This is a genomic window from Streptomyces sp. NPDC005494, from assembly GCF_042872025.1.
Classification (GTDB): Bacteria; Actinomycetota; Actinomycetes; order Streptomycetales; family Streptomycetaceae; genus Streptomyces.
Genome location: NZ_JBIAJR010000004.1, coordinates 473037 through 499337, shown reverse-complemented (window position 1 = coordinate 499337; position 26301 = coordinate 473037). Strand labels below are relative to the sequence as shown.

Genomic DNA, 26301 nt, shown 5'->3' with positions numbered 1-26301 from the left:
TCGAAGACATCGAATCTTCGCGCCAATCGGAGGCTGCAAAGTCAGGGCTCTTCAACGTTCTGGTGATCGTTGCTGTGGTCGCGCTCGCCGTCACACGCCAGTTCTCGGCCCGTCGGATCCGAGACGAGAAGCGGTGGTGGTTGCTGCCGACGGTCCTGCTGCTCGTCGCCCTACGCAATGACGAAGTCGTCGATCCGCGTCATGAGGCCTTGTCCGCGGTGCTGCTCGTGGCCGGAATTCTGGCGGGGCTGGTCACCGGTGCCGGGTGGGGCTGGACCTCCCGGGTGTGGCGGCAGCCCGACGCCTCGGTGTGGAGCCGGGGCACGAAGGCCACCGTCTTCGTCTGGGTGGGCGGGATCGGTGTCCGGGGGTTGCTGGGAGGGGGCGCCTTCCTGCTCGGCGTACATCAAGGGCCCGCTGCTCTGCTCCTGTCACTCGCGGCGATGCTGCTCGCCCGCAGCGGTGTGCTGGTGCTGCGAGCTCGCAGCATGAGTGAGCAGCACACAGTGCCTGCCGGCGCTCCGGCGACCGGCATACCGTGGGGGGCCGGGCAGGCCGTGGCGAAGGGCCGCGCGTGAACGGGAGTACGTGGACGAGCTGGCCGTCCCGGGAGGCTCTGACCAGAGCACCCCAGGGCAGGACCCGGGCCGCGATCGCACGGTTCGTATGGGCCGCTGTGCTCGCCGGCCTCCTCTGGAACGCTTTCGCGGACGGAAGGTTCGCGCTCTGGCAGGTAGCGATCGGCCTGGCGGCGGCGGTGAGCTGCGGGTTCGCCGGCAGGACGTACTTCCGCACGACCCGGGAGCACAGTCTGTGGCCGTCCCTGGGGATGCTGGTGGTGCTGATGGCCGTGGCGTTCGTGGCCAGGGAGGCGGGCGCCGAAGCGCTCGGGGTCACCCTGTGGTGCGGATGCGCCGTCGTCGCTCTGGAGCGGCTGCCGCTCTCCGCAGCGGTTCCGCTCACGGCGGCGGCGCTCATCGCCTACGCCGTCGTCAAGGGTGACGGATGGCAGACCACCGCGATCACCACGGGCAGCCTGTGCCTGGGAGGGTACGTGCTGCGGCTCGACGCAGAGGCCCGCGGAAGCTCTCAGCGGCTCCTCGCCCAGGAGCGGGCCGCGAGGGAGGCGGAAGCCGGGGCGGCCGCCCTGGCCGAGAGGTCCAGGATCGCCCGTGAGATCCACGACGTGCTCGCCCACAGCCTTTCTGCCCAGCTGGTTCATCTGGAGGCTGCCCGGCTGCTGATCGAGCGGGAGCCCTCCACCGAGTTCCGTGACCAGGTGCTGGAGAGAGTGGTCGCGGCGCGCTCCATGGCCCGTGAAGGCCTGGCCGAGACGCGGCAGGCGCTGTCCGCGCTCCGAGGGGAGATGACACCGGTGGAGGAGTTCCTGCGGCAGTTGGTGGCGGACGAGCCGGCTGCGGTGACAGTGTCCGGGGAGCGAAGACCGCTGAGCGCCGAGGCGTCGCAGGCGGTACGCAGGGTGGCACAGGAAGCGCTCACCAATGCACGGAAGCACGCTCCCGGAGCCGCCGTCTGCGTCCGCCTCGCGTACGAGGCGGACGCAGTGGCTCTGGAGGTGCGGGATTCCGGCGGGCACCGCCCCGCCGGCGAACTCGCTGTCAGTGGCTCCGGTTACGGTCTTCTCGGGATGAGGGAACGCGCCGAACTGCTCGGCGGGACACTGGAAGCAGGGCCGGAGGAGGAGGGGTTCGTGGTGAATCTTCGGGTTCCCGCGTGACCGCGCGGGTGGTGGTCGCGGACGACCAGGCGGTGGTGCGCGAAGGCATCGTGATGCTGCTGGGCCTGCTGCCCGGTATCGAGGTGGTGGGAGCCGTACGCGTACGGGCGTGGTCTTGCACAGCCGCCCGGCAGTTCCGTCACCTGAAATGGTGAAGCCCGGCGAATGATGTGCCCGGGATCTTCCCGATCTGCCCATTCTTGACTACGCGGCCGAAAAGGCGCGTGGACAAGGGAGTTGTCGGTGGAGAAGGAAGCAGGGCCGGACGCCGCAGTGATGCGGCTCGACGACCCGTGGGACGAGACGACGGCCACCGGGTGGGGCGATCCGGAGGGTGCGGGAGGCATCGCGGCCGACGGACGGTCCCGACCCGCCGGGCAGTCAGGTCGCAGCGCGGCCGAGATCTATCTGGAGGTGCAGAGCAGCCCGGTTTTCCGTGAGGTGCGGCGCCGGTACAGGCGGTTCGTGGTCCCCGCGACGACCGCCTTCCTGCTCTGGTATATCGCCTACGTCATCGCGGCCACCACTGCGCATGACCTGATGGCACGTCCCGTGGCGGGAGTGGTAAACGTGGCCATGATCGCCGGGCTCGGGCAGTTCCTCACCACGTTCCTGCTCACCTGGGCGTATGTGCGTCATGCGCGACTGCACCGGGACCGTGCGGCGCTGGAGCTGCGGTGGGAGACGCAGGAGATGACAAGAGGGGCCGGCCGGTGAGAGGGGACCATCAGACACTGGCGCTCGTGCTGTTCAGCGTCTTCATCGCCGTGACCCTCGGGATCACTACGTGGGTGAGCCGGAACAGGCACGGGTCCGCGGAGGAGTTCTATGCGGGCGGACGGCTGTTCTCACCCATGGAGAACGGATTCGCCATCGCCGGTGACTACATGTCCGCGGCGTCCTTCCTCGGCATCTCCGGCCTGATCGCCCTCTTCGGCTACGACGGCATGCTGTACTCGGTCGGCTTCCTCGTGGCCTGGCTGGTGGTGCTGCTCCTCGTCGCCGAACTTGTGCGCAACTGCGGACGGTTCACCCTTGCCGACGTGGTCGCGGCCCGCATGGCGGAGCGTCCGGTGCGTACGGCGGTGGGAGCCTCGTCCGTCACGGTCTCGGTGATGTACCTGGTGGCCCAGATGGTCGGCGCGGGAAGCCTGGTCGCCCTCCTGCTGGGCGGCACGAGTGGCACCGCGCGCTCATGGACCGTCGTCGGGGTCGGAGCGCTCATGGTGATCTACGTGTCGTTCGGTGGCATGCGGGCCACGACCTGGATCCAGATCGTCAAAGCCGTCCTGCTCATGGCCGGCGCGGTCGCGCTCACCGTGCTCGTGCTCGTGCGGTTCCACGGCGACTTCAACGCCCTGCTCACCTCCGCCGCCGAACGCAGCGGTCACGGGCGGGACTTCCTCTCGCCCGGACTCAGGTACGGCGAGAGCTGGACGGCGCGCTTCGACTTCATCAGCCTCGGCCTGGCGCTCGTCCTCGGCACGGCCGGTCTGCCGCACATCTTGTCGCGCTTCTACACCGTGCCCACCGCCCGCGCGGCCCGTCGCTCGGTCGTCTGGTCCATCGGGCTGATCGGCAGCTTCTACCTGATGACCATCGTCCTGGGGTTCGGAGCGGCGGCACTGGTCGGCTCCGCGGAGGTCCGGGCCTCCAACGCGTCGGGGAACACGGCTGTTCCCCTCCTCGCGCTCGTGCTCGGGGGAGGGGAGGGCTCCACGGGCGGAACCCTGCTGTTCGCCGTCGTGGCCGCCATCGCCTTCGCCACGATCCTCGCGGTCGTCGCCGGTATCACCCTCGCCTCCTCCGCCTCGGTCGCTCATGATCTCTACGCCTCGTTCCGGCGTCCGGGTGCCAAGCAGCGCAGCGAGGTCGGCGTCGCCAGGGTGGCCGCGGCGGCCGTCGGTGTGGTGGCCATCGGGCTCGGTCTGCTCGCCCAGAACCTGAACGTCGCGTTCCTCGTGGGCCTGGCCTTTGCGGTCGCGGCCTCCGCCAATCTTCCGGCGCTGCTCTACTCGCTGTTCTGGCGCGGCTTCACCACGCGGGGAGCGGTCTGGGCCGTGTACGGCGGATTGATCCCGGCCGTGTTGCTCGTTCTGCTCTCACCCATCGTCTCGGGAAGCCCCACCTCACTTTTCCCGGGAGTGGACATCGCCTTCTTCCCGCTGGAGAACCCGGGGCTGGTGTCGATTCCGGCCGGTTTCCTCGCCGGGTGGATCGGCACGGTCACCTCCTCGGCACCGCCGGACGTGGCGAAGCATGCGGAGACGGAGGTCCGTTCCCTCACCGGAGCGGGCGCGGCGTAGGCGTGGAGGGGCGCTTCAGGACCCCGTGGCCAACGTGTACCGGTGTTCCGGGCGGCCCGTATCGCCGTACTTGAGGGACAGCCGCACCCGCCCGGTGCGCTCCAGCAGCTTCAGATAGCGCTGAGCGGTCTGCCGGCTCATCCCGGCACACTCAGCGACCTCCTGTGCGGACAGCGGCCCTTCGGCCGCACGTAGGGCCTGGCGGACCAGTTCCGCGGTGGTCTGTGAATGTCCCTTGGGCAGGTCGGACCCTCCGGTGGCCCAGAGGCCGCCGAACAACCGGTCCACCTCCGTCTGCTCGGCCTCGCCGCCGCTCTCGAAGGTATGGCGCAGTGCCGCGTACGCCTCCAGTTTGGTGCGGAGTCCGGCGTACGCGAACGGCTTGACCAGATACTGGAGCGCCCCGTGACGCATCGCCGCCTGTACGGTCGCCACGTCGCGGGCCGCCGTCACCATGATCACGTCGGCGTGGTGCCCGAGGCCGCGCAGCTCACGCACCACGGCCAGGCCGTTGCGGTCCGGCAGGTAGTGATCGAGCAGGATCAGGTCGATGGGCAGCTCCCCGATCATGGTGAGAGCTTCGGTCGCGGAGTGAGCCATGGCGGCCACCCGGAATCCGGGCACTTTGGAGGCGTAGGCCGCGTTGATCCGGGCCACCCGGACGTCGTCGTCGACGACGAGGACCTCGATCACGGGGCGTCTCCTGTCGTCGTCGGTCGTACAGAGGCCGGAGGCCCGCCGGGGACGGGCGGGACGGGCGCCCCTGGCCCGCGCGAAGTCTCCGGCCAGGCTGACGTTCGGGGTCGGCCCGAGGCCTGCTGTCCGCGTGATGACACCGGTTCGTCCGACGACACGGGTCGGCCTGACGACACCGGCTCGCATGGGGATGCCGGCTCGCCCGGGTGCACCGGTTCCCCCGGAGAGGGCATCGGCTCGCGACGCGGCTCCGGTCCGGAAGGGGTTTCGGATCCTGGCAGGGCGTGGGGTCCTGTCGCTGCCTGGGCTCCTGGCGGAGTCTGTGGTCCTGGCGGCGTCTGCGGGTCGCTCAGGGCGTCGGGGAGGACGACGGTGAACGTAGCCCCGTCCTCGGGGGCGCCCGATACGGACACGGTGCCGCCCTGCCGCTCCGCGAACCGCCGTACCAGCGGCAGTCCCAGACCGCGCTTGCCGTGGGCCGGGAGTTCCTTGGTCGACCAGCCCTCGGTGAAGATGGACTCGTGGTCGCCGGCCGGTACGCCGGGACCGCTGTCGCGCACCCGCAGCACCACCGTGCGGCCCTCGGCCCGCAGGTAGACCTCGATCCGGGCCTCGGCCGACCCCGCCGCCGCGTCCATGGCGTTGTCGACCAGATTGCCGAGGACCGTGACCAGGCCGCGAGGGTCCACGAGGCGATCCGGCAGCAGTGTCTCGGGGGCCATACGCAGGGCGACCCCTCGCTCCGCGGCCACGGTGGCCTTGCCGACGAGGAGCGAGGCCAGCAAGGGGTCGTGGACCTTCTCGGTGACCTGTTCGGCCGTCGCCCGGTGGACGCCCACCACTTCCGTGACGAACTCCATGGCGTCCTCGTGCATCTCCAGCTCCAGCAGCCCCAGCAGGGTGTGCAGCCGGTTGGCGTGCTCGTGGTCCTGGGCGCGGAGGGCGTCGATCAGACCCCGGGTGGAGTCGAGTTCGCGGCCCAGGTGCTCCAGCTCCGTACGGTCGCGCAGGGTGGCCACCGCCCCACCGTCGTCGGTCGGCATCCGGTTGGCGAGAAGCACCCTGTTGCCCCGGACCGTCACGAGGTCGTCCCCGACCACCCGCCCGGCCAGCACATCGGCGGTCCTGCCTTCCCCCAGAGCCTCATCGAGCTGTTTGCCCGAGGCGTCGGGACCGAGGCCGAGCAGACGCTGCGCTTCATCGTTCAGAAGCCTGATGCGTCCCGCGCCGTCGAGGGCGACGACGCCTTCGCGGATGCTGTGCAGCATCGCCTCGCGCTCTGTCAGGAGCGCCGAGATGTCGGAGAACGCCAGGTCGTGGGTCTGGCGCTGGAGGCGGCGTGAGATGAGATAGGCGGCCAGGGCTCCCACGGCCAGCGCCCCGCCGGCATACGCGAGCAACCCGGGGATGGCCGCGAGCAGCCGGGCCCGGACGCTGTCGTAGGCGATGCCGACCGATACGGCGCCGACGACCCGGTCCGTCGAGTCGAGGAGCGGCACCTTGCCACGGGCCGAACGCCCGAGCGTCCCGCTGTCGATCTCCATCACGGACCTGCCCGAGAGAGCGGTGCTGGGGTCCGTGGAGACGACACCGCCGATGCGGGACACGTCCGTGTGTGACCAGCGCACCCCACGCCGGTCCATGATCACGACGTACTCGGCGCCGGTCGACCGCCTGATGCGCTCAGCCGCGATCTGGACGGCACCGTCCCGGCGCGGCTCGGTGCTGAGCAGCGAGGCGGCGATCTGTGGTTGCGCAGCCGTGCTCTGCGCGATCGCCAGGGCGCGGCGCATCGCCTGGTCGTCGAGCTGAGCACTGAGGGGTGCCAGGAACAGGCCGGTGACAAGCACCGTGACGCCCGTGACGATAGCCAGTTGCATCAGCAGGACCTGCGAGAAGACCCGCTTCGGCCAGCCGAACCTGCGCGGTCCCCGTGGGGCGATCGGTGGGACGCTCATCGTATGAACGGTAAGGGGCGAATCGTCCTGACCGAAATTCCGTCCGCGTCAGGTCCGCATACCGTCCAGCACCAGGTTCGGTACCCCGGTCGGTCACGCCGGGGACGCGCGTCGATCGGTCCCCACCCCGGGCCGCGCGTCGGCCCGCGCGTCGGTCCCCACCGCCGGGCCGGGCGTCGGCCCACCCCCGGGCCGGGCGTCGGCCCACCCGGTCCGCGCGTCGGCCCGGGGGGTGGGACCACCCCGGGCCGCGCGTACGCCGGTCCGGCTCCGCGGGCCGGACCGTCAGGTCCCCAGGCGCAGCCGGCAGGTCCGCGGTTCGGGGGCAGCATTCGCAGGTCGGCCCGGGCCGACGGGCCCGAACCCCGCGCGGACCGGCTCTTGCCTCCGAGGGTGGTCGTCTGTGAGCGTTCTGTGGGTATCCACAGTCGCGCAATCTGCTTGCGTTTCTTGCGCTAATCTTGCGCGCATGACGCGACGACTTGCTCAGGTTGCCCAGAAAGTTGGAGTCAGCGAGGCCACGGTCAGCCGCGTGCTGAACGGGAAGCCAGGCGTCTCCGACGCCACACGGCAAGCCGTCCTCTCCGCCCTCGACGTGCTGGGTTACGAGCGTCCGACGCAGCTCCGGGGTGAGCGTGCCCGGCTGGTCGGGCTCGTCCTGCCGGAGCTGCAGAACCCGATCTTCCCGGCCTTCGCCGAAGTGGTCGGCGGCGCGCTCGCCCAGCAGGGGCTGACGCCCGTGCTCTGCACCCAGACCAAGGGCGGGGTGTCCGAGGCCGACTACGTGGAGCTGCTCCTGCAGCAGCAGGTGTCCGGTGTCGTGTTCGCGGGTGGGCTGTACGCCCAGGCCGATGCCCCGCACGACCACTACAAGGTGCTCGCCGATCGCAAGATCCCTGTCGTCCTGATCAACGCGGCCATCGCCCACCTCGGTTTCCCCGCGGTCTCGTGCGACGACTCGGTGGCTGTCGAGCAGGCCTGGCGCCATCTCGTCTCCCTCGGCCACGAGAAGATCGGGTTCGTCCTCGGCCCGGCCGACCACATGCCCTCGCAGCGCAAGCTCACCGCCGTGCGCGCGCTGGCCGCGCAGTCGGGGATCACGGTGCAGGACGAGTGGGTCGCCCGGGCGATGTTCTCGCTCGAGGGCGGTCAGGCTGCCGCCACGCGCCTGCTCGACCAAGGGGTCACCGGCATCATCTGCGCCAGCGACCCGTTGGCGCTGGGCGCGGTGCGTGCGGCCCGGCGGCGGGGACTGTCGGTGCCCGCGGACGTCTCCGTCGTCGGTTACGACGACTCGGCGTTCATGAACTGCACCGAGCCGCCGCTGACCACGGTGCGCCAGCCCATCGAAGCCATGGGCAGGGCAGCGGTCGAACTGCTCTCGGTCCAGATCAGCGGGCGCAAGGTGGCGTCCGACGAGCTGCTCTTCGAACCCGAGCTCGTCGTACGCGGATCGACCGCCCGGCCTCCCCGATGACCCGGCTGATCCAGGGAGCGCTCTGCCCGGCCGGGTCGGGCCCCTTTCGGCCGTGAGATCTTGCGCAGGCTGTAGTTAATTTGCAGAGCCTCGCCCAGGGTCGGTGTCGGCCCTGGGCAAGGGGTGTACTGCCTGGGCCGACCTTGACCCCGGTACGGGCAGCGGCTGTGGCGGGCGGGGGCCCTCGTACTGCCCGCTGGGCCGCATCCGCAGGGGCCGTTCCGCGTACTCCTCCATCGCGTGGGCGATCCAGCCCGCCGTGCGCGCCACGGCGAAAACCGTCTCGCCCGCCTCCGCCGGCATGCCGGCGGAGACCGAGAGAACGGCCAGGGCCAGGTCGACGTTGGCGTGCAGGGGCGTGTGGCGGGCGGTGGTCGCGATGACGTCGCGGGCCGCCGCCAGGGCGGCGGCAGCCTGAGGCACCTCTTCCAGCAGTGCGAAAAGCGCGGTCGCCCTCGGGTCCTCGCCTGTGTACAGACGGTGCCCGAGTCCCGGTACTCGGCGTCCTGCGCGGAGGTGGTCGGCGACGACAGGGGCGGCGCTGCCACGGTCCACCACCTCGGAAAGCATCCGGTGCGCCAGCCCGCTGGCGGCGCCGTGCAGCGGTCCCTCCAGCACGCCGAGTCCCGCGGAGACCACTGCGTAGGGATGTGCGTGGGTCGACGCCGCGACCCGTGCCGCCAAGGTCGAAGCGGCCAGATCGTGATCGGTCAGCAGGGCGAGCGCGGTGTCCAGCACGGCCAGTGACGCCGCGTCCGAGGAGCGCGGCGACAGCCTCGGCCACAGCCGTGCCGCGAGAGAGCCGGCCTCGGCATCTCGCTCCCCGGCCGTCGGCAGCGCACCCACCAGGGTCGGGATCAGGCTGCGCGCGCTGTTGAGGACCCCTTGGGGCGAGAGGTCGAAGCGCAGAGGGTCGGCGACCGCGGCGGCGGCGACAGCGACCCGGAGACGGTCCGTCGAACTGCTGTGGTGTGGCAGTGACGCGGCGGCCCGCCGCGCCGCGTCGAGGAACTCGGGCGCCGCGTCGAAGCGGATGCCCGGACGGAGCTCGCCGGTCCAGATCCACTCGGCGACCTCCTCGAAGCTGTGGCGGCGCGCCAGCTCGGTCGCGTCGACGCCGCGGAAGAAGTAGCGGTCGGGCTCGATGAGCGTGAGACCCGTGCGGAAGACGAGGCCGTTCGCGGCCACCGGGGACGGCTCCCTGCGCCCGGTACGGCGGGCCAGCGCCTCGACCTCGTCCGCGTCGAACGTACTGCCCCTTCCGCCGGGGGTGCGCCTGCTCGCCAGCTGGCCGCGGCTCACGTAGGCGTACACGGTCTCGGGCTTCACGCCGAGCAATTCGGCGGCCTCGCGTGTGGTGAGCCGACGTCCTTCGTCCCCTTTCCGCGTGGCCGCTCGGGGCTCCTCGTCCTTCTCCCGTGCGGCCGGCCGCCGCTCCCCGGTCGCCTTCGGTGCCGGTCGGCGTCGCCCCGTCACCTCCGGCGCCGGCCGGCGTTCCCCGCTCGCCTCCGGTGTGCCGGGCTCAAGTCGCCCCGCCTTCCCGCCCCCCGTGCCGGCTCCGTGCACCGCCTCATGCGTCATGGGCCCACCGTATCCATGCCTTGTCCATGCGCGCTTCCATCTGTCGCGATGACACGTTGATTAATCAATATTGACACCCTTTGCATCAATCATGGACAGTCGAATCAATGTGCAACTCGTCCAGGGAAGAGAGACCTGCCATGTCTGCCTCACGTACAGAAACTGCGCCGCTCGACGTGCCCAGGGGCCTCGCCGGTGTGATCGTCACCGAGACGGCCCTGGGCGACGTACGCGGACGCGAGGGCTTCTACCACTACCGGCAGTACTCGGCGATCGACCTGGCGCGCAGCCGCAGCTTCGAGGACGTCTGGTACCTGATGTTCCACGGCGAGCTGCCCGGCCGGGAGGCGGGCATCGCCTTCGCCGCGCGTACCGCCGGACTGCGCCGGCTGCCCGCCGAGGTGCGGGAGGCGTTGCCCGCCATCGCCCGCGCGGGTGTGGTGTCCGGCCCGCTCGCCGGGCTGCGTACCGCGCTCTCGCTGCTCGGAGCGTCGGCGGGGTTCCGGCCGGTCTACGACATCGGCGCCGACCGTCGCCGCGAGGACGCGCTCGCCGTCTGTGCCGCGGTGCCCACGGTCCTGACGGCTCTGTACCGCCTCGGCCAGGGCCTCGAACCGGTCGAACCCCGCGACGACCTCCCGTTCGCGGCGAACTACCTCCACATGCTCACCGGCGAGGAGCCGGACGCCGCACGGACGGCCGCCGTCGAGCGGTACCTCGTCTCCACGATCGACCACGGGTTCAACGCCTCCACCTTCACCGCGCGCGTGATCGCCTCCACCGGCGCCGACGTCGCCGCCTGCCTCGGCGGAGCCGTGGGCGCCCTCTCGGGACCGCTGCACGGTGGCGCGCCCAGCCGGGCACTGGACACCCTGGACGCCATCGGCACGCCGGACCGCATCGACGGCTGGATTCGTGAGCGGGTGCTCGCGGGGGACCGGATCATGGGATTCGGACACCCCGTCTACCGCACCGAGGATCCACGCTCACGCATGCTGCGCTCGGTCGCGCAGGACTTCGGCGGACCGCTCGTCGACTTCGCCGTCGAGGTGGAACGGCAGGTCGAGGCCATCCTCGCCGAGCTCAAGCCCGGGCGTGAACTGCACACCAATGTGGAGTTCTACGCGGGCGTCGTCATGGAGCTCTGCGGACTGCCCCGCGAGATGTTCACTCCGACCTTCTGTGCGGCGCGGATGGTCGGCTGGAGCGCCAATATCCTGGAGCAGGCGGAGGACTCGAAGATCATCCGCCCGGCGGCCCGCTATGTCGGTACGCCGCCCCCGCAGCCCGTGCCGACGCTCTGAAACACCCCGAGGAAGGCCACTTTGACCCCGCCCCACGCCTCGCAGATCCCGGTCGTCGTCCTGGCGGGATTCCTCGGATCCGGCAAGACGACCCTGCTCAACCACCTGCTCCGGAACAGGGCGGGCAACCGTGTCGGCGTGATCGTCAACGACTTCGGTTCCATCGAGATCGACGCCCTGACCGTCTCCGGGCAGGTCGGTTCCACGGTGTCGCTGGGCAACGGCTGCATGTGCTGCGCCGTGGACGCGAGCGAACTCGACACCTATCTGGAGACCCTGACCAGGCCCTCCGCCCGGCTCGACGTGATCGTCATCGAGGCGAGCGGACTGGCCGAGCCCCAGGAACTCGTCCGGATGCTGCTGGCGAGCGACAACCCGAACATCAGGTACGGGGGCCTGGTGGAGGTCGTGGACGCGGCCGAATTCGGTGCCACCCGGGAGCGTCACCCCGAGATCGACCGCCATCTCACGGTCGCGGACCTGATCGTCCTGAACAAGACCGACCGGGTCTCCGACGAGGAACTGCTGCGCGTGCGGGAGGCCGTCGCGAGGGCCGGCGGCAGGGGGGCCGTCATCAGCGCCGCCTACGGGAGGATCGATCCGGAGATGCTCCTCGATCCCGTTCTCCGGCCGGACGACGACGACCTCGACCGCCAGCTGAGCTTCGAGGACCTGCTGCCCGAGGCGGACCGCACGCACGACACACACCTGCACGCGGCGTACGAGAGCGTCTCCTTCACCACGGGCGTACCGCTCAGCCCTCGCCGCTTCATGGCGTTCCTCGACTCGCGGCCCGAGGGCCTCTACCGGATCAAGGGGTTCGCCGACTTCGGGGCGGGCGACCGGAACAACCGCTACGCCCTGCACGCGGTCGGCAGGTTCCTGCGGTTCGTCCCGCAGCCCTGGGGCCGGGGTGAGGAGCGCCGGACCCAGCTCGTGCTGATCGGCTCCGGCGTCGACGCCGAGGCGCTGCACAAGGAGCTGGAGAACTGCCAGGACCACGGCCGCGTCGCCCCGGAAGAGCTGGTGCCCGGCCAGGACGTCACGGAGGAGCTGGAGCGCAGCATGTGGGGCGTATTGAGGTACGTGCGACAGCCGGACGACGACGAGGCCAGACCGCCGGCCTCGGACGATGACGAGGCCAGACCGCCGGCCCCGGACGGCGACGAGGCCTGACCGCCGGCCCCGACGGCGAGAGGGCCGGACCACCCGGGGCCCCGGGGCGGGACGGCGAACGCGGAACCCCCGGGCGGGACGTGGAACTCGCCACCCCCGGGCGGGGCGGCGGACGCGGAAGACCCGGGCGGGACGGCGAACCCGCGACCCCCAGGCGGGACGGAACCCCCGGACGGCGACGAGGCACGTGGCCCCGCGCCGTCCGGACGGGCCCTACAGCGATCCGGCGACCACCGCGACGGGGCTCGTCGACGGTGTGCCCGAGCCGTCACGGCGCGGATCCGGAGCCGGCAGCTCGGCCGGCGAGCCGTTCTTCTGCGCGGCACGTGCCGGGGCCCCGCCCGCCCAGGCGAACACCAGTACGTCCTCCCCCTTGAGGAAGCGCTGGCAGCGCACCCCTCCGGTGGCCCTGCCCTTGCGCGGATACTGGTCGAACGGGGTGAGCTTCCAGGTGCGCTCCGAGTCGTCCAGCGTGCCGTGCGACCCGGCGACCGTGAACACCACGGCGTCCGCCGCCGGATCCACCGCGGTGAACGACAGCACCGTGGCGCCGGCAGTGAGCTTGACTCCCGCCATGCCGCCCGCCGGGCGCCCCTGCGGACGCACCGACGCGGCCGGGTAGCGCAGCAGTTGGGCGTCGGACGTGATGAAGACGAGGTCCTCCTCGCCCGTACGCAGCTGCGTCGCCCCGACGATACGGTCACCGTCCTTCAGCGAGATGACCTCCAACTCGTCCTTGTTGGCCGGGTAGTCGGGCACCACACGCTTCACCACCCCCTGAAGGGTGCCGATGGCCAGGCCCGGCGCGTCCTCGTCCAGAGTGGTGAGGCAGACCAGCTCCTCGTCCGTCCCCAGCGTGAGGAACTCCGAGATCTGAGCCCCGCCCGAGAGGCTGGGGGCCGCGTGTGTATCCGGCAGCTGCGGGAGGTCGATCACGGAGAGCCGCAGCAGCCGTCCCGTGGACGTCACCGCACCCACGTCCCCGCGTGCTGTCGCGGCGACCGCCGAGACGATCACATCATGCTTGGTGCGCCTGGCGTCCTCGGTCTGGACGACCGGCTCGGCGTTCGCCGTACGGGCCAGCAGACCGGTCGAGGAGAGCAGTACCTGACACGGGTCGTCCGCGACCTCCAGGGGGACGGACGCGACCTGCGAACCCGCCGACTCCAGCAGAACGGTGCGCCGGTCGGTACCGAACTTCTTCGCCACGGCGGCGAGTTCGGACGAGACGAGCTTGCGCAGCTCGGCGTCCGACTCCAGGATCGCGGTCAGCTTGGCGATCTCGTCGTTGAGGGTGTCGCGCTCGCTCTCCAGCTCGATCCGGTCGAAGCGGGTCAGCCTGCGCAGCGGGGTGTCCAGGATGTACTGCGTCTGGATCTCGCTGAGCGAGAAGCGCTCCATCAGGCGCGCCTTCGCCTGGGCGGAGTTGTCGCTGTCCCGGATGAGTCGGATGACCTCGTCGATGTCGAGGAGCGCGACGAGCAGGCCCTCGACCAGGTGCAGCCGGTTGCGGCGCTTGGTCCTGCGGAACTCGCTGCGCCGTCGCACCACGTCGAAGCGGTGGTCGAGGTAGACCTCGAGGAGCTCCTTGAGCCCCAGGGTGAGCGGCTGCCCGTCGACGAGAGCCACGTTGTTGATGCCGAAGGACTCCTCCATCGGCGTCAGCTTGTAGAGCTGCTCCAGGACGGCCTCGGGCACGAAGCCGTTCTTGACCTCGATCACCAGGCGCAGACCGTGCGCCCTGTCGGTGAGGTCCTTGACGTCCGCGATGCCCTGGAGCTTCTTCGAGCCGACGAGGTCCTTGATCTTCGCGATCACCTTCTCCGGACCGACGGTGAAGGGCAGTTCGGTGACGACGAGGCCCTTGCGGCGCGCCGTGACGTTCTCTATGGCGACCGTGGCGCGGATCTTGAACGTGCCGCGCCCGGCGGCGTACGCGTCCTTGATGCCACCGAGTCCGACGATCCTGCCGCCTGTCGGCAGGTCGGGGCCGGGGACGAAGCGCATCAGGGTTTCGAGGTCGGCGCCCGGGTGCCGGATGAGGTGGCGGGCCGCGGCGATGACCTCGCCGAGGTTGTGCGGTGGCATGTTGGTCGCCATGCCGACCGCGATCCCGGACGCACCGTTGACCAGGAGGTTCGGATACGCGGCGGGAAGGACGACCGGTTCCCGCTCCTGGCCGTCGTAGTTCGACTGGAAATCGACGGTGTCCTCGTCGATCGACTCCGTCATCAGGGACGTGGCGTCGGCCATCCGGCACTCGGTGTACCGCATGGCGGCCGGCGGATCGTCGTTTCCGAGCGAGCCGAAGTTTCCGTGTCCGTCGACGAGAGGCAGGCGCATCGAGAACGGCTGTGCCATGCGCACCAGTGCGTCATAGATCGACGCGTCACCGTGCGGGTGCAGTTTGCCCATCACCTCGCCCACGACACGGGCGCACTTCACGTAGCCGCGGTCGGGACGCAGCCCCATCTCGTTCATCTGGGACACGATGCGGCGGTGCACGGGCTTCATGCCGTCGCGCGCGTCGGGGAGAGCCCTGGAGTAGATCACCGAGTACGCGTACTCGAGGAAGGAGCCCTGCATTTCGTCGACGACGTCGATGTCGAGGATCTTCTCCTCGAAGTCGTCCGGCGGCGGGGTTTTCGTGCTGCGGCGGGCCATCGCGGCTGCGACTCCTTCACAGATTCTGTCGGGCAACCTCAGGTTCTGACGCCGACCATTGTGGACCGCCGTACCGACAACCCCGACCTCGACCCGTCCGAAGCGGTCCCGAGGGCCTGTGCCGGGCCCGTGTTTACGGCAGCATCTACGACAACATTCACCCAGCGGGAACTTCGCCAGGTGCCCGTGCGCTTGCTTAGAGTGGCAGGTCCGGCAGGAAATCCTGTACCGATCGAAGGGACGTACATGCCCATGGGTCACACGGCCACAGCCCAGGCCGGTTCCGGCGGCTTGACGGCGACCGAGCACCGTCTGGCCAACGGCCTGCGCGTGGTGCTCTCCGAGGACCATCTGACCCCGGTCGCCGCGGTCTGCCTCTGGTACGACGTCGGGTCCCGCCACGAGGTCGCGGGACGCACCGGTCTGGCTCACCTCTTCGAGCACCTGATGTTCCAGGGCTCGGGCCAGGTCAAGGGGAACGGGCACTTCGAGCTGGTGCAGGGGGCGGGCGGTTCCCTCAACGGCACCACCAGCTTCGAGCGCACCAACTACTTCGAGACGATGCCCACGCACCAGCTGGAGCTGGCCCTGTGGCTCGAGGCCGACCGGATGGGCTCACTGCTCGCCGCGCTCGACGAGGAGTCCATGGAGAACCAGCGCGACGTCGTCAAGAACGAGCGCCGCCAGCGCTACGACAACGTCCCGTACGGCACCGCGTTCGAGAAGCTCACCGCGCTCGCCTACCCGGAGGGCCACCCCTACCACCACACGCCGATCGGCTCGATGGCCGACCTGGACGCGGCGACGCTGGAGGACGCGCAGGCGTTCTTCCGTACGTACTACGCGCCGAACAACGCGGTGCTCTCCGTGGTCGGGGACATCGACCCGGAGCAGACGCTCGCCTGGATCGAGAAGTACTTCGGCTCCATCCCCTCCCACGACGGCAAGCAGCCCCCGCGGGACGGCACGCTGCCCGCCGTCATCGGGGAGCAGCTGCGCGAGGTGGTCCACGAGGAGGTTCCCGCGCGTGCGCTGATGGCCGCCTACCGGCTGCCGCACGACGGCACCCGGGAGTGCGACGCCGCGGACCTGGCGCTGACCGTGCTCGGCGGCGGCGAGTCCTCACGGCTGCACAACCGCCTGGTCCGCCGTGACCGTACGGCGGTCGCAGCGGGGTTCGGGCTGCTCAGGCTCTCCGGCGCGCCCTCGCTGGGCTGGCTGGACGTCAAGACGTCCGGCGGCGTCGAGGTGCCGCAGATCGAGGCCGCCGTCGACGAGGAGCTGGCCCGCTTCGCCGAGGAGGGCCCCACGCCCGAGGAAATGGAACGGGCGCAGGCGCAGTTGGAGCGCGAGTGGCTGGACCGGCTCGGCACGGTCGCAGGCCGTGCCGACGAACTGTGCCGCTACGCCGTCCTGTTCGGTGACCCGCAGCTCGCCCTGACCGCGGTGGGCCGCGTGCTCGACGTGACGGCCGACGAGGTCAAGGAGGCCGCCCGGGCGCACCTGCGTCCCGACAACCGCGCGGTCCTGGTCTACGAGCCGGTCGAGCCGGCCGACGAGACGGACGGCACCGACGCGCACGAAGGGGCCGACAAGTGACCGACGCCGCCGTGACTGGAGTAGCGATGCAGTACCACCCGCAGCCCACCGCCGGCGAGGCCAGGCCGTGGGCCTTCCCCGCGCCCGAGCGCGGCGCCCTGCCCAACGGCCTGACCGTGCTGCGCTGCCACCGCCCCGGCCAGCAGGTCGTGGCCGTGGAGATCTCCCTCGACGCGCCCCTGGACGCCGAGCCCGAGGGCCTGGACGGCGTGGCCACGATCATGGCGCGGGCCCTGTCCGAGGGGACGGACAAGCGCTCCGCGGAGGAGTTCGCCGCCGAGCTGGAGCGCTGCGGCGCCACCCTGGACGCGCACGCCGACCACCCGGGTCTCCGGGTCTCCCTGGAGGTCCCGGTCTCCCGGCTGGCCAAGGCCCTCGGCCTGGTCGCCGAGGCGCTGCGGGCCCCCGCCTTCGCGGAGAGCGAGATCGAGCGCCTGGTCGGCAACCGGCTCGACGAGATCCCGCACGAGCAGGCCAACCCGGCCCGCAGGGCCGCCAAGCAGCTCTCCAAGGAACTCTTCCCCGCGACGGCACGGATGTCGCGTCCGCGCCAGGGCACCGAGGAGACGGTCCGGGGGATCGACGCCGCGGCCGTGCGCGCCTTCTACGACGCCCATGTCCGTCCGTCCACCGCGACCGCGGTCGTCGTCGGCGACCTCACGGGGGTGGACCTCGACGCCCTGCTCGCCGACACCCTCGGTGACTGGTCGGGCAACACCGCCCAGGCCCGCCCGGTCCCTCCGATCACCGCGGACGACACCGGCCGCGTGGTCATCGTGGACCGTCCCGGAGCCGTGCAGACGCAGCTCCTGATCGGCCGTATCGGGGCGGACCGGCACGACAGCGTGTGGCCCGCGCAGGTCCTCGGCACGTACTGCCTCGGAGGCACGCTCACCTCGCGGCTGGACCGCGTGCTGCGTGAGGAGAAGGGCTACACCTACGGTGTCCGGGCGTTCGGCCAGGTGCTGCGCTCCACCGCCCCCGGTTCCTCCTCCGGAGCGACCGGCGCCGCGATGCTCGCGATCAGCGGCTCCGTGGACACCGAGTCCACCGGGCCCGCGCTCGACGACCTGTGGAAGGTCCTGCGCACTCTCGCGGCCGAAGGGCTGACCGACGCCGAGCGCGAGACCGCCGTGCAGAACCTGGTGGGTGTGGCCCCGCTGAAGTACGAGACGGCCGCGTCGGTGGCCGGCACGCTCGCCGACCAGGTCGAGCAGCACCTGCCGGACGACTACCAGGCCCAGCTCTACGCGCGGCTGGCCGAGACCGGCACGGTCGAGGCGACCGCGGCCGTGGTCAACGCGTTCCCGGTGGACCGGCTGGTCACCGTGCTCGTGGGGGACGCGGCGCAGATCGCCGAGCCCGTCCGGGCACTGGGTATCGGTGAGGTGTCGGTCGTCAGCGGCTGAAAGCGGAGATTTCGCTTCGGGGCGTGACAGAACGGACCCCGGTGGGCACATGCCCGCCGGGGTCCGTTCGTCTGTCCGGTTTGGCATCGAAGATGCGTATATGCCCTGTGGGATGTGCGACATAAGGCCCTTTCCGTTTGGTTCCCCGAAGCGGCCCGACCTACCGTCAGCGCGGCTGTTCGTCAGACGTATGCCGCGCCCGCGGCGCCGGACAGTCATCGCCGAGTCCCCGTCAGGCGCGAGCCTGGGGAGCCGGGGACCCATGAAGTCCCTGGGGTGAATCGGGCACCCCCGCGCCTCGCACGAGACGCGGAGGGGCTCGTAGGAGACCTTCCTGCTCCGAACCCGTCAGCTAACCCGGTAGGCGAGAAGGAAGGAAAGGACCAGCCCTTACATGGCGTTCATCCGTGCCACCGGGAAGCACCGTGCCCCGAGCCGCCTGACGCGCAGGAGCGCCCACGTCGCCGGCATCGCGGCCCTGGCCACCACCGGCGTCATCGGCGCCACGGCCTCCCCGGCCCTCGCCGCGGATTCCGAGTCCGTCACCGCGAGCAGCACCGGTCTGACCCAGACCGTCTCCCTCGACCTCACGCTCGCCGCCCAGATCGACGCCCAGGCGGATGCTCAGCAGCACCAGGCCGAGGTCGCCGCCAAGGCGAAGGCGGAGGCCAAGGCGAAGGCCGAGGCCAAGGCGGAGGCGAAGCGCAAGGCCGAAGCCCGCGCCAAGGAGGCCCGCGCGGCCGAGGCCCGTGCGGCCCGCGCCGCCGAGCGCGCCCGGCTGAACGCCTTCCACCTCCCGGTCGCCGGCTCCCACGTGACCACCGGCTACAAGTCGGGTGGCGCGCTGTGGTCCTCCGGCAGCCACTCCGGAGTGGACTTCCAGGCGGCGTCCGGCTCCTCCGTGGTCGCGGTCGGCGCCGGTACGGTCGTCGAGGCGGGCTGGGGCGGTGCGTACGGCAACAACATCGTGCTCCGGATGAAGGACGGCACCTACACCCAGTACGGCCACCTCTCGTCGATCGGTGTCTCGGTCGGCCAGAGCGTCACCTCGGGCCAGCAGATAGGCCTCTCCGGCTCGACCGGCAACTCCACAGGCCCGCACCTGCACTTCGAGGCCCGGACCACCCCCGACTACGGGTCCGACATGGACCCGGTCGCCTACCTCCGCGCCCACGGCGTCCAGGTCTGACCGGTCTCCGCACGACGACGCTCCGCACGAAGTTCCCCGCTCGTCGCCGGAGTTCGGCACGAAGGCCCCGGCTCACCCGCCGGGGCCTTCGCCGTGCCCTGGCGGGTGCCCTCGGAGCATGCGCGGAAGTGTCCGACGGCCAAAAGCAATCCACGGATTCCACCCCGCCATCGGAAATTCCCGCGGATTGCAATAGAGTCACAGAACAGGCGTCGATCGGCCGCGTTTCGCGGGGATTAAGGCGGAGGTTCGGACATGCGCATTCCCGCGCATTCGGTATGCACGGCGATCCGTGACGACATCGTCTCCGGTGTCTTCGAACGCGGCAGCCGCCTCACCGAAGAGGTGCTCGCGCGACGTTACGGCGTCTCACGCGTCCCGGTGCGCGAGGCGCTGCGCACCCTGGAGTCCGAGGGGTTCGTCGTCACCCGCAGGCACGCCGGGGCCTGCGTCGCCGAGCCGACGGAGCAGGAGGCCGCGGACCTCCTGGAGATCCGCATGCTCCTGGAGCCCCTCGGGGCGGCCCGGGCGGCGCAGCGACGCACCGACGCCCACCTCAAGGTGCTCCGAGGCCTGGTCAGGCTGGGGCAGGAGCGGGTGCGCCGCGGCGAGGGGGAGGATCTGCGCTCGCTGGGCAGCTGGTTCCACGAGACGCTGGCGCAGGCGTCGGGCAGCCCCGCCCTGATCGCGCTGCTCACCCAGCTCCGGCACAAGATCACGTGGATGTACTCCGTCGAACAGCCCGCCCGCCCCGCGGACTCCTGGGCGGAGCACGGTGCCCTCGTGGACGCCGTGGCGCGCGGGGACGCCGAACGGGCCAGGGCGCTCGCCGCCCAGCACGCCGAGCGGGCCAGCGCCGCGCACCGGCTGCGCCGGCCGCCCGGCGGGACGGCGGGCGGCGTGCGGGTGAGGACTTCGCAACACCCCGTAAACATCGCGGGAGCACGTCATTAACAATTGCGCCGTATACAAAGAAGGTAATTGTCGCGGGGCTTTGTTTCTGCTGCCCTAATTCGGGTGCGAGGTGTGCCGCTGCCCGTTTGTGAAACAGAAAAGCCGCGGCTCCCGGAGAGGGGGTGCCGCGGCTTATCCGCAGAAAGGATTCCGGACCGGCCGGATTCAGACGGTCTCCGGGAGCTCCTCCAGCCCCTCGGCGACCAGCTTCGCCAGACGGTCCAGAGCGACCTCGGCGTTGTCCGCCTCGGAGGAGAGCACGATCTCCTCGCCACCCTGGGCGCCCAGGCCGAGCACCGCGAGCATGGAGGCGGCGTTCACGGGGTTGCCGTCCGCCTTGGCGATCGTCACCGGGACGCCGGAGGCCGTGGCGGCACGGACGAAGATGGAAGCGGGGCGGGCGTGCAGGCCCTCGGCCCAACCGACGTTGACGCGGCGCTCAGCCATGGTTCTGCCCTTCACGTATCAATGGTTGTCTAGACCAGTGTCTCATGCGGTGTGCACTGCCTGCTCTGGGCTCGCCGCCGGCCCGCGCACCGCCCGCCGGCACCCTCAGCGTGCCCCCGCCGCAATGCCGACGCGACCGGTGCGACGAGCCGTAGGCTTTGCCCATGGAGCCCTCGCCCTCGCCGGAGCAGAGTCCGCACCACGCGTACCCCGACCACTGGGAGGCGGACGTGGTGCTCCGTGACGGTGGCACCGCGCGCATCAGGCCCATCACCACGGACGACGCCGAGCGTCTCGTCAGCTTCTACGAGCAGGTGTCCGACGAGTCGAAGTACTACCGCTTCTTCGCCCCGTACCCGCGCCTCTCCGCCCGCGACGTGCACCGCTTCACCCATCACGACTACGTCGACCGGGTGGGACTGGCTGTCACGGTCGGCGGCGAGTTCATCGCGACCGTGCGCTACGACCGCATCGACGGGCAGGGCAGGCCGGCCTCCGCCCCCGCGGACGAGGCGGAGGTCGCCTTCCTCGTCCAGGACGCCCACCAGGGCCGGGGCGTCGCGTCGGCCCTCCTCGAACACATCGCGGCGGTCGCCAGGGAACGTGGCATCCGCCGCTTCGCCGCGGAGGTGCTGCCCGCCAACAACAAGATGATCAAGGTCTTCCGGGACGCCGGGTTCACCCAGCAGCGCAGCTTCGAGGAAGGGTCCGTCCATCTCACCCTCGACATCGAACCCACGGCGGAGTCCCTGGCCGTCCAGCGCGCCCGTGAGCAGCGGGCCGAGGCCCGCTCGGTGCAGCGCCTGCTGACGCCCGGCTCCGTCGCGGTCGTGGGCGTCGGACGCGCGCCCGGGGGAGTGGGCCGCACGGTGCTGCGCAACCTCCTGGGCTCGGGCTTCACCGGGCGCGCGTACGCGGTGAACACGTCCTTCGACGCGGGTCAGGAGAGCGTCGACGGGGTGCCCGCCTACCGTTCCGTGGGCGAGATCGGCGCACAGGTCGATCTCGCGGTCGTGGCCGTCCCCGCCGACCGGATCCCGCAGGCGGTCATGGACTGCGGAGAACACGGGGTCCAGGGACTCGTCGTCCTCTCCGCCGGTTACGCGGAGCAGGGCGCCGAAGGGCGGGAGCGGCAGCGCGAACTGGTCCGGCAGGCACGCTCGTACGGCATGCGGATCATCGGCCCCAACGCCTTCGGCATCATCAACACCTCCGCATCGGTCCGCCTCAACGCCTCGCTCGCCCCCGAGTCCCCGCAGCCCGGGCGCATCGGCCTCTTCACCCAGTCCGGCGCCATCGGGATCGCCGTCCTCTCCGGTCTCCACCGGCGCGGAGCCGGGCTGTCGGCCTTCATCTCCGCCGGTAACCGGGCCGACGTCTCCGGCAACGACTTCCTGCAGTACTGGTACGAGGACCAGGGCACCGACGTCGCCCTGCTGTACCTGGAGTCGCTCGGCAACCCGCGCAAGTTCACCCGGCTCGCCCGCCGCACGGCCGCGGTGAAGCCCGTGGTCGTGGTGAAGGGGGCGCGGCACAGCGGATCCACCCCGCCGGGCCACGCCGTCCCTGTCAGCCGGATCCCGGACGCGACGGTCTCCGCGCTGATGCGGCAGGCGGGCGTGATCCGTGTCGACACCGTGACCGAGCTGGTCGACGTGGGCCTGCTGCTCGCGGGCCAGCCACTGCCGGACGGGCCTCGGGTGGCGATCCTGGGCAACTCCGAGTCCCTCGGCCTCCTCACCTACGACGCCTGCCTCGCCGAGGGGCTGCGCCCACGGCCGCCGCGCGATCTCACCACGGCCGCCGGACCGCAGGACTTCCGGGACGCACTCGAGGATGCGCTCGCCGACCGGACCTGCGACGCGGTGATCGTGACCGCGATCCCGTGGGTGGGGGAGAACGGCGAGGCCGAGACCGGTGACGGCGAGACCCTGGCTGCCGCGCTGCGCGAGGCCGCGGCCGGCGGCCCGGCCAAGCCGGTGGCCGTGGTGCACGTGGAGATGGGCGGCCTGGCGGCGGCCCTCGCCGCCGCCACGAGCACGGCGGCGCCCCGGCCCCGCACGACCGCCCCCGGCACGACGCAGGAACCACGACCCGGACCCGAGTCCCCCGCGACGGCCCTGGGCGCCGTGGCGGAACCGGCGGCGCGGCTGCGGACGCCGGCGCCGGACGCAGCCCGTGCCACGGCCCCCGCCCGGGGGACGGGCGACACCGCGGCCACCGGCGATCCGGCACCGGCGGGTACGGGCGGCCCCGGCTCCTCCGCCGGCCGGATCCCCGCCTACCCCGCCGCCGAACGAGCCGTACGCGCCCTCGCCGAGGCCGTGAAGTACGCACAGTGGCGGCGCCAGGCAGCGTCCCCCGGCAAGGTTCCCGAATTCCTGGACGACACGATCGACGAACCGGGGGCCGCCGCGTTGATCGACACATTGCTGGGCCCCGGCCCCGACCCGCGGGGCCGCCCGCTCACCCCGGACGAGGCAAGCGAACTGCTCGCCCGTTACGGGATCGCCGTCCGGCCCGCCCTTCCCGCCCCGGATCCCGAGGAAGCCGTGGCTGCCGCCTCCGAGTTCGGCTACCCGGTGGCACTGAAGACCACCGCCCCCCATCTCCGCCACCGCGCCGACCTCGGTGGCGTCCGGCTCGACCTCGCCGGCGAGAACGCGCTGCGCCGGGCCTACGGGGAACTCACCGAGCTGCTGGGCACACCGGCCGAACTCCGCCCCGTGGTCCAGGCCATGGCACCCAGGGGGGTCGACACCGTCGTCAAGGCGTCGATCGACGCCGCCGCCGGCGCCGTCCTCTCCTTCGGGCTGGCCGGCGCGCCCTCCGAACTGCTCGGCGACACCGCGCACCGTCTCGTACCCGTCACCGACCGCGACGCTGCCGAGCTGATCCGCTCCATCAGGGCGGCTCCGGTGCTGTTCGGCTGGCGCGGGTCCGCGCCGGCGGACACAGCGGCGCTCGAAGAGCTGCTGCTGAGGGTGTCCCGGCTGGTCGACGACCACCCCGAGGTGGTCTCGGTCACCCTGGAGCCCGTCGTCGTCGCCACGAAGGGCCTGACCGTCCTCGGAGCGAGTGTGCGGCTCGCCCCGCCGCCCGCCCGCAGTGACCTCGGCCCCCGCCGGCTCCCCAGCTACTGACCCGTGCGGTGACGTCGGCCCTCCCGCTGGTTCCCTGCCTGCTGACCGCCCGCCGACCCGCGCACAGCGTGCCCGGCAGCCACCGGCCCCCCGTAGGATGGTCCCTATGGCAAAGACCGGTACGACGACCCAGGGGCTGCGCGCGGCGATCGAGCGCAGCGGCTACTACCCGGCCCTCGTGGCCGAGGCGGTGGAGGCCGCCGTCGGCGGGGAGCCGGTCGCGTCGTACCTGGTCCACCAGGAGACCACCTTCGACTCCAACGAGGTGCGACGCCACGTCACGGTCCTCGTCCTGACGGACACCCGCTTCATCGTCAGCCACACCGACGAGCAGGCCGCCGACACGAGCTCCCCGACTCCGTACGCCACGACGTCCACCGAGTCGGTCAAGCTCGACCGGATCTCGTCCGTCGTGGTCAGCCGTGTGGTCGCCAACCCCGAGAAGTACGTGCCCGGCACGCTGCCCCGCGAGGTCGTCCTGACGATCGGCTGGGGTGCCGTCTCCCGCATCGACCTGGAGCCCGCCGCCTGCGGTGACCCCAACTGCGAGGCCGACCACGGCTACACCGGCAGCTCCACCGCCGACGACCTGAGCCTGCGCGTCAGCGAGGCCGGGGACGGCCCGGACACCGTGCGCCAGACCCTCGCCTTCGCCCAGGCACTCTCCGAGGCCACGGCCGCCACCGCGGCCACCACCCGCTGATGACGCAGCCGCCGGCCTGGCAGGACCCGGTCCTGCTCGATCCCGAGACCGCGCCCGTTCCCGAGTACGGCAGCGGCTCGCTCGCCGACCTCCTGCCGACGCTGGCCGCGGGCCAGGGCGTCCCGGGCTTCGAGGCGACGATCCCGGAGCTCACCCCGGCCGACCGCAACTGCGTCTTCCTGATCGACGGTCTCGGCTGGGAGCAGATCAAGGCCCACCCGGACGAGGCGCCCTTCCTGCACTCCCTGCTCCCCACGTCCCGCGGCGGCACCGGCAGGCCGCTCACCTCGGGTTTCCCGTCCACCACGGCCACCTCGCTCGCCTCGGTCGGCACGGGCCTGCCCCCGGGCGAGCACGGCCTTCCCGGATACACCGTGCGCAACCCGGAGACCGGCGAGCTGATGAACCAGCTCCGCTGGAAGCCCTGGACCGCGCCCAAGGTCTGGCAGCCCTACCCCACGGTCTTCGCCCTCGCGGACGCCGCCGGCGTACGTACCGCGCAGGTCTCCGCCCCGGACTTCGAGCAGACGCCCCTGACCAAGGTCGCGCTCAGCGGCGGTTCCTTCCTCGGCCGGCTCTCCGGCGAGGAACGGATGGACGTCGCCGCCGAGCGCCTCGCCGCCGGTGACAGGTCCCTCGTCTACACCTACTACAGCGAGGTCGACGGCCAGGGCCACCGCTTCGGTACGGACTCCGATGCCTGGCGGGGCCAGCTGATGTACGTGGACGGGCTCGCCCAGCGTCTCGCCGAGCAGCTCCCGCCGCGCTCGGCGCTGTACATCACCGCCGACCACGGCATGATCGACATCCCGTTCGGCGAGCAGTCCCGTATCGACTTCGACGAGGACTGGGAGCTGGGCGCGGGCGTGGCCCTGCTGGGCGGGGAGGGCCGGGCCCGCCATGTGTACGCGGTTCCCGGTGCCCAGGCCGACGTACTCGCCGTCTGGCGCGAAGTGCTCGGCGAGCAGTTCTGGGTGGCGAGCCGAGACGAGGCCGTCGCGGCGGGCTGGTTCGGGCCGCGGATCGACGAGCGCGTGTACGGCAGGATCGGCGACGTGGTGGCCGCGGCTCACGACGACGTGGTGATCACCGCGTCGGTCAACGAGCCCCATGAGTCCCGGATGGTGGGGATGCACGGCTCACTGACCTCCGTGGAACAGCTCGTTCCGCTCCTCGAAGTACGCTCCTGACCCCCCTCGCGCACCCCCCCGCACACCGCATCCGCACCCGAAAGGCGCGCTTCTCCTCATGCCCGAGCTCGTGTTCTTCTCCGGAACGATGGACTGCGGAAAGAGCACCCTGGCGCTCCAGATCGGGCACAATCGCTCCGCCCGAGGGCTTCAGGGCGTGATCTTCACCCGGGACGACCGGGCGGGTGAGGGCAAGCTGTCCTCACGGCTGGGGCTGGTGACGGAGGCTGTCGAGGCGGACGAGGGGATGGACCTGTACGCGTACCTGGTCGCACAGCTGACCAAGGGGGGCCGGGTCGACTACGTCATCGTCGACGAAGCGCAGTTCCTGGCTCCGGCCCAGATCGATCAACTGGCGCGCGTCGTGGACGACTTGGACATGGACGTCTTCGCCTTCGGCATCACGACGGACTTCCGCACGAAGTTGTTCCCCGGTTCGCAGCGGCTGATCGAACTGGCCGACCGGGTCGAGCAGTTGCAGGTCGAGGCTCTCTGCTGGTGCGGGGCCCGTGCCACGCACAACGCGCGGACCATAGACGGTGAGATGGTCGTCCAGGGGGCGCAGGTCGTGGTCGGTGACGTGAACCGGCCGATGGGTGAGATCGGCTACGAGGTGCTCTGCCGCCGTCATCACCGGCGCCGGATGACTGCCTCCTCCGTTCGCGCGGGCGCACTGTCCCCGGATGTTCTGCCCGTGTCATCTCCTTGACGCGCCGGCGGCGCGGTGCGAACGGGAGCGGCCGGTCGCAGCGGTGCAGGCGGGGCTC

Annotated in this window: 20 protein-coding genes, 1 pseudogene and 1 riboswitch; of the genes and pseudogenes, 16 read left to right on the top strand and 5 right to left on the bottom strand. The window is 71.3% G+C overall.

Annotated features, from left to right (window positions below; all coding sequences use genetic code 11):
• Positions 1-62 precede the first annotated feature (62 nt).
• The 5 genes and pseudogenes from ACFYQ6_RS15875 to ACFYQ6_RS15855 all read left to right on the top strand — a co-directional run bounded on the left by ACFYQ6_RS15875 (position 63) and on the right by ACFYQ6_RS15855 (position 4044).
• Positions 63-578 carry a DUF1453 domain-containing protein gene (locus tag ACFYQ6_RS15875; protein ID WP_388763372.1) on the top strand — a complete coding sequence of 172 codons (516 nt, stop codon included), beginning with the start codon at positions 63-65 and terminating at the stop codon, positions 576-578.
• Positions 575-1738 carry a sensor histidine kinase gene (locus tag ACFYQ6_RS15870; protein WP_388763370.1) on the top strand — a complete coding sequence of 388 codons (1164 nt, stop codon included), beginning with the start codon at positions 575-577 and terminating at the stop codon, positions 1736-1738. Before ACFYQ6_RS15875 ends, ACFYQ6_RS15870 begins: the two co-directional genes overlap by 4 nt.
• Positions 1735-1839 (top strand): annotated as a pseudogene (locus tag ACFYQ6_RS15865) (DNA-binding response regulator); the annotation flags it as partial. The gene ACFYQ6_RS15870 and the pseudogene ACFYQ6_RS15865, both read left to right, overlap by 4 nt.
• 142 nt (positions 1840-1981) lie before the next feature.
• The gene (locus tag ACFYQ6_RS15860; protein WP_388763366.1) at positions 1982-2455 is read left to right on the top strand and encodes a DUF485 domain-containing protein; all 474 of its coding nucleotides are present in this window, start codon (positions 1982-1984) and stop codon (positions 2453-2455) included.
• Positions 2452-4044, top strand: coding sequence for a cation acetate symporter (locus ACFYQ6_RS15855; protein ID WP_361585154.1), 1593 nt, complete (start codon positions 2452-2454; stop codon positions 4042-4044). The genes ACFYQ6_RS15860 and ACFYQ6_RS15855 overlap by 4 nt, the downstream gene beginning before the upstream one ends.
• Positions 4045-4059: 15 nt before the next feature.
• Here the strand turns inward: ACFYQ6_RS15855 and ACFYQ6_RS15850 are convergent, their stop codons facing one another.
• Both ACFYQ6_RS15850 and ACFYQ6_RS15845 read right to left on the bottom strand, forming a co-directional pair.
• Positions 4060-4737 carry a response regulator gene (locus ACFYQ6_RS15850; RefSeq protein ID WP_361585156.1) on the bottom strand — a complete coding sequence of 226 codons (678 nt, stop codon included), beginning with the start codon at positions 4735-4737 and terminating at the stop codon, positions 4060-4062.
• Positions 4734-6698: an ATP-binding protein gene (locus ACFYQ6_RS15845; RefSeq protein ID WP_388763363.1), complete on the bottom strand. Its 1965-nt coding sequence runs from the start codon at positions 6696-6698 to the stop codon at positions 4734-4736. Before ACFYQ6_RS15845 ends, ACFYQ6_RS15850 begins: the two co-directional genes overlap by 4 nt.
• Before the next feature lie 469 nt (positions 6699-7167).
• Between ACFYQ6_RS15845 and ACFYQ6_RS15840 the strand changes: the two genes are divergently transcribed.
• Positions 7168-8175: a LacI family DNA-binding transcriptional regulator gene (locus ACFYQ6_RS15840; RefSeq protein WP_361585162.1), complete on the top strand. Its 1008-nt coding sequence runs from the start codon at positions 7168-7170 to the stop codon at positions 8173-8175.
• A 75-nt stretch (positions 8176-8250) separates the two neighbouring features.
• On the opposite strand, the gene ACFYQ6_RS15835 is transcribed toward ACFYQ6_RS15840, so the two are convergent.
• Complete coding sequence (locus ACFYQ6_RS15835; RefSeq protein WP_388763433.1) at positions 8251-9651, bottom strand: citrate/2-methylcitrate synthase; 1401 nt, start codon at positions 9649-9651, stop codon at positions 8251-8253.
• A 245-nt stretch (positions 9652-9896) separates the two neighbouring features.
• On the opposite strand from ACFYQ6_RS15835, the gene ACFYQ6_RS15830 reads away from it, so the two are divergent.
• Entirely contained in the window at positions 9897-11060 is a 1164-nt protein-coding gene (locus ACFYQ6_RS15830; RefSeq protein WP_361585167.1) for a citrate synthase/methylcitrate synthase, read from the top strand.
• Between the two features lie 21 nt (positions 11061-11081).
• Complete coding sequence (locus tag ACFYQ6_RS15825; protein ID WP_388763360.1) at positions 11082-12236, top strand: CobW family GTP-binding protein; 1155 nt, start codon at positions 11082-11084, stop codon at positions 12234-12236.
• Between the two features lie 213 nt (positions 12237-12449).
• On the opposite strand, the gene ACFYQ6_RS15820 is transcribed toward ACFYQ6_RS15825, so the two are convergent.
• Complete coding sequence (locus ACFYQ6_RS15820; RefSeq protein WP_388763358.1) at positions 12450-14900, bottom strand: DNA topoisomerase (ATP-hydrolyzing) subunit A; 2451 nt, start codon at positions 14898-14900, stop codon at positions 12450-12452.
• Between the two features lie 246 nt (positions 14901-15146).
• Between ACFYQ6_RS15820 and ACFYQ6_RS15815 the strand changes: the two genes are divergently transcribed.
• From ACFYQ6_RS15815 to ACFYQ6_RS15800, 4 genes are all read left to right on the top strand, one after another.
• Complete coding sequence (locus tag ACFYQ6_RS15815; RefSeq protein WP_361585176.1) at positions 15147-16499, top strand: pitrilysin family protein; 1353 nt, start codon at positions 15147-15149, stop codon at positions 16497-16499.
• Positions 16500-16525: 26 nt separating this feature from the next.
• Positions 16526-17908 carry a M16 family metallopeptidase gene (locus tag ACFYQ6_RS15810; protein ID WP_388763431.1) on the top strand — a complete coding sequence of 461 codons (1383 nt, stop codon included), beginning with the start codon at positions 16526-16528 and terminating at the stop codon, positions 17906-17908.
• A 209-nt stretch (positions 17909-18117) separates the two neighbouring features.
• Positions 18118-18289: riboswitch (cyclic di-AMP (ydaO/yuaA leader) on the top strand.
• A 13-nt stretch (positions 18290-18302) separates the two neighbouring features.
• On the top strand, positions 18303-19097 hold the full coding sequence (locus tag ACFYQ6_RS15805) for a M23 family metallopeptidase (protein ID WP_361585178.1): 795 nt from the start codon (positions 18303-18305) through the stop codon (positions 19095-19097).
• A gap of 255 nt (positions 19098-19352) precedes the next feature.
• Positions 19353-20051 (top strand): GntR family transcriptional regulator, encoded by a 699-nt coding sequence (locus ACFYQ6_RS15800; protein WP_388763355.1) that lies wholly within the window; start codon positions 19353-19355, stop codon positions 20049-20051.
• A gap of 165 nt (positions 20052-20216) precedes the next feature.
• Here ACFYQ6_RS15800 and ACFYQ6_RS15795 read toward each other — a convergent pair whose 3' ends face one another.
• Positions 20217-20498, bottom strand: coding sequence for an HPr family phosphocarrier protein (locus tag ACFYQ6_RS15795; protein WP_356743106.1), 282 nt, complete (start codon positions 20496-20498; stop codon positions 20217-20219).
• A gap of 164 nt (positions 20499-20662) precedes the next feature.
• On the opposite strand from ACFYQ6_RS15795, the gene ACFYQ6_RS15790 reads away from it, so the two are divergent.
• The 4 genes from ACFYQ6_RS15790 (at position 20663) to ACFYQ6_RS15775 (ending at position 26243) form a co-directional block, all read left to right on the top strand.
• A complete protein-coding gene (locus ACFYQ6_RS15790; protein ID WP_388763352.1) occupies positions 20663-23641 on the top strand; it encodes a GNAT family N-acetyltransferase in 2979 nt (992 codons plus the stop codon).
• Between the two features lie 106 nt (positions 23642-23747).
• Positions 23748-24344, top strand: coding sequence for a DUF5998 family protein (locus ACFYQ6_RS15785; RefSeq protein WP_356743110.1), 597 nt, complete (start codon positions 23748-23750; stop codon positions 24342-24344).
• The gene (locus ACFYQ6_RS15780) at positions 24344-25534 is read left to right on the top strand and encodes an alkaline phosphatase family protein (protein WP_388763350.1); all 1191 of its coding nucleotides are present in this window, start codon (positions 24344-24346) and stop codon (positions 25532-25534) included. Before ACFYQ6_RS15785 ends, ACFYQ6_RS15780 begins: the two co-directional genes overlap by 1 nt.
• 58 nt (positions 25535-25592) lie before the next feature.
• Positions 25593-26243, top strand: a complete 651-nt coding sequence (locus ACFYQ6_RS15775) for a thymidine kinase (RefSeq protein WP_361585191.1) — start codon at positions 25593-25595, stop codon at positions 26241-26243.
• Positions 26244-26301 lie beyond the last annotated feature (58 nt).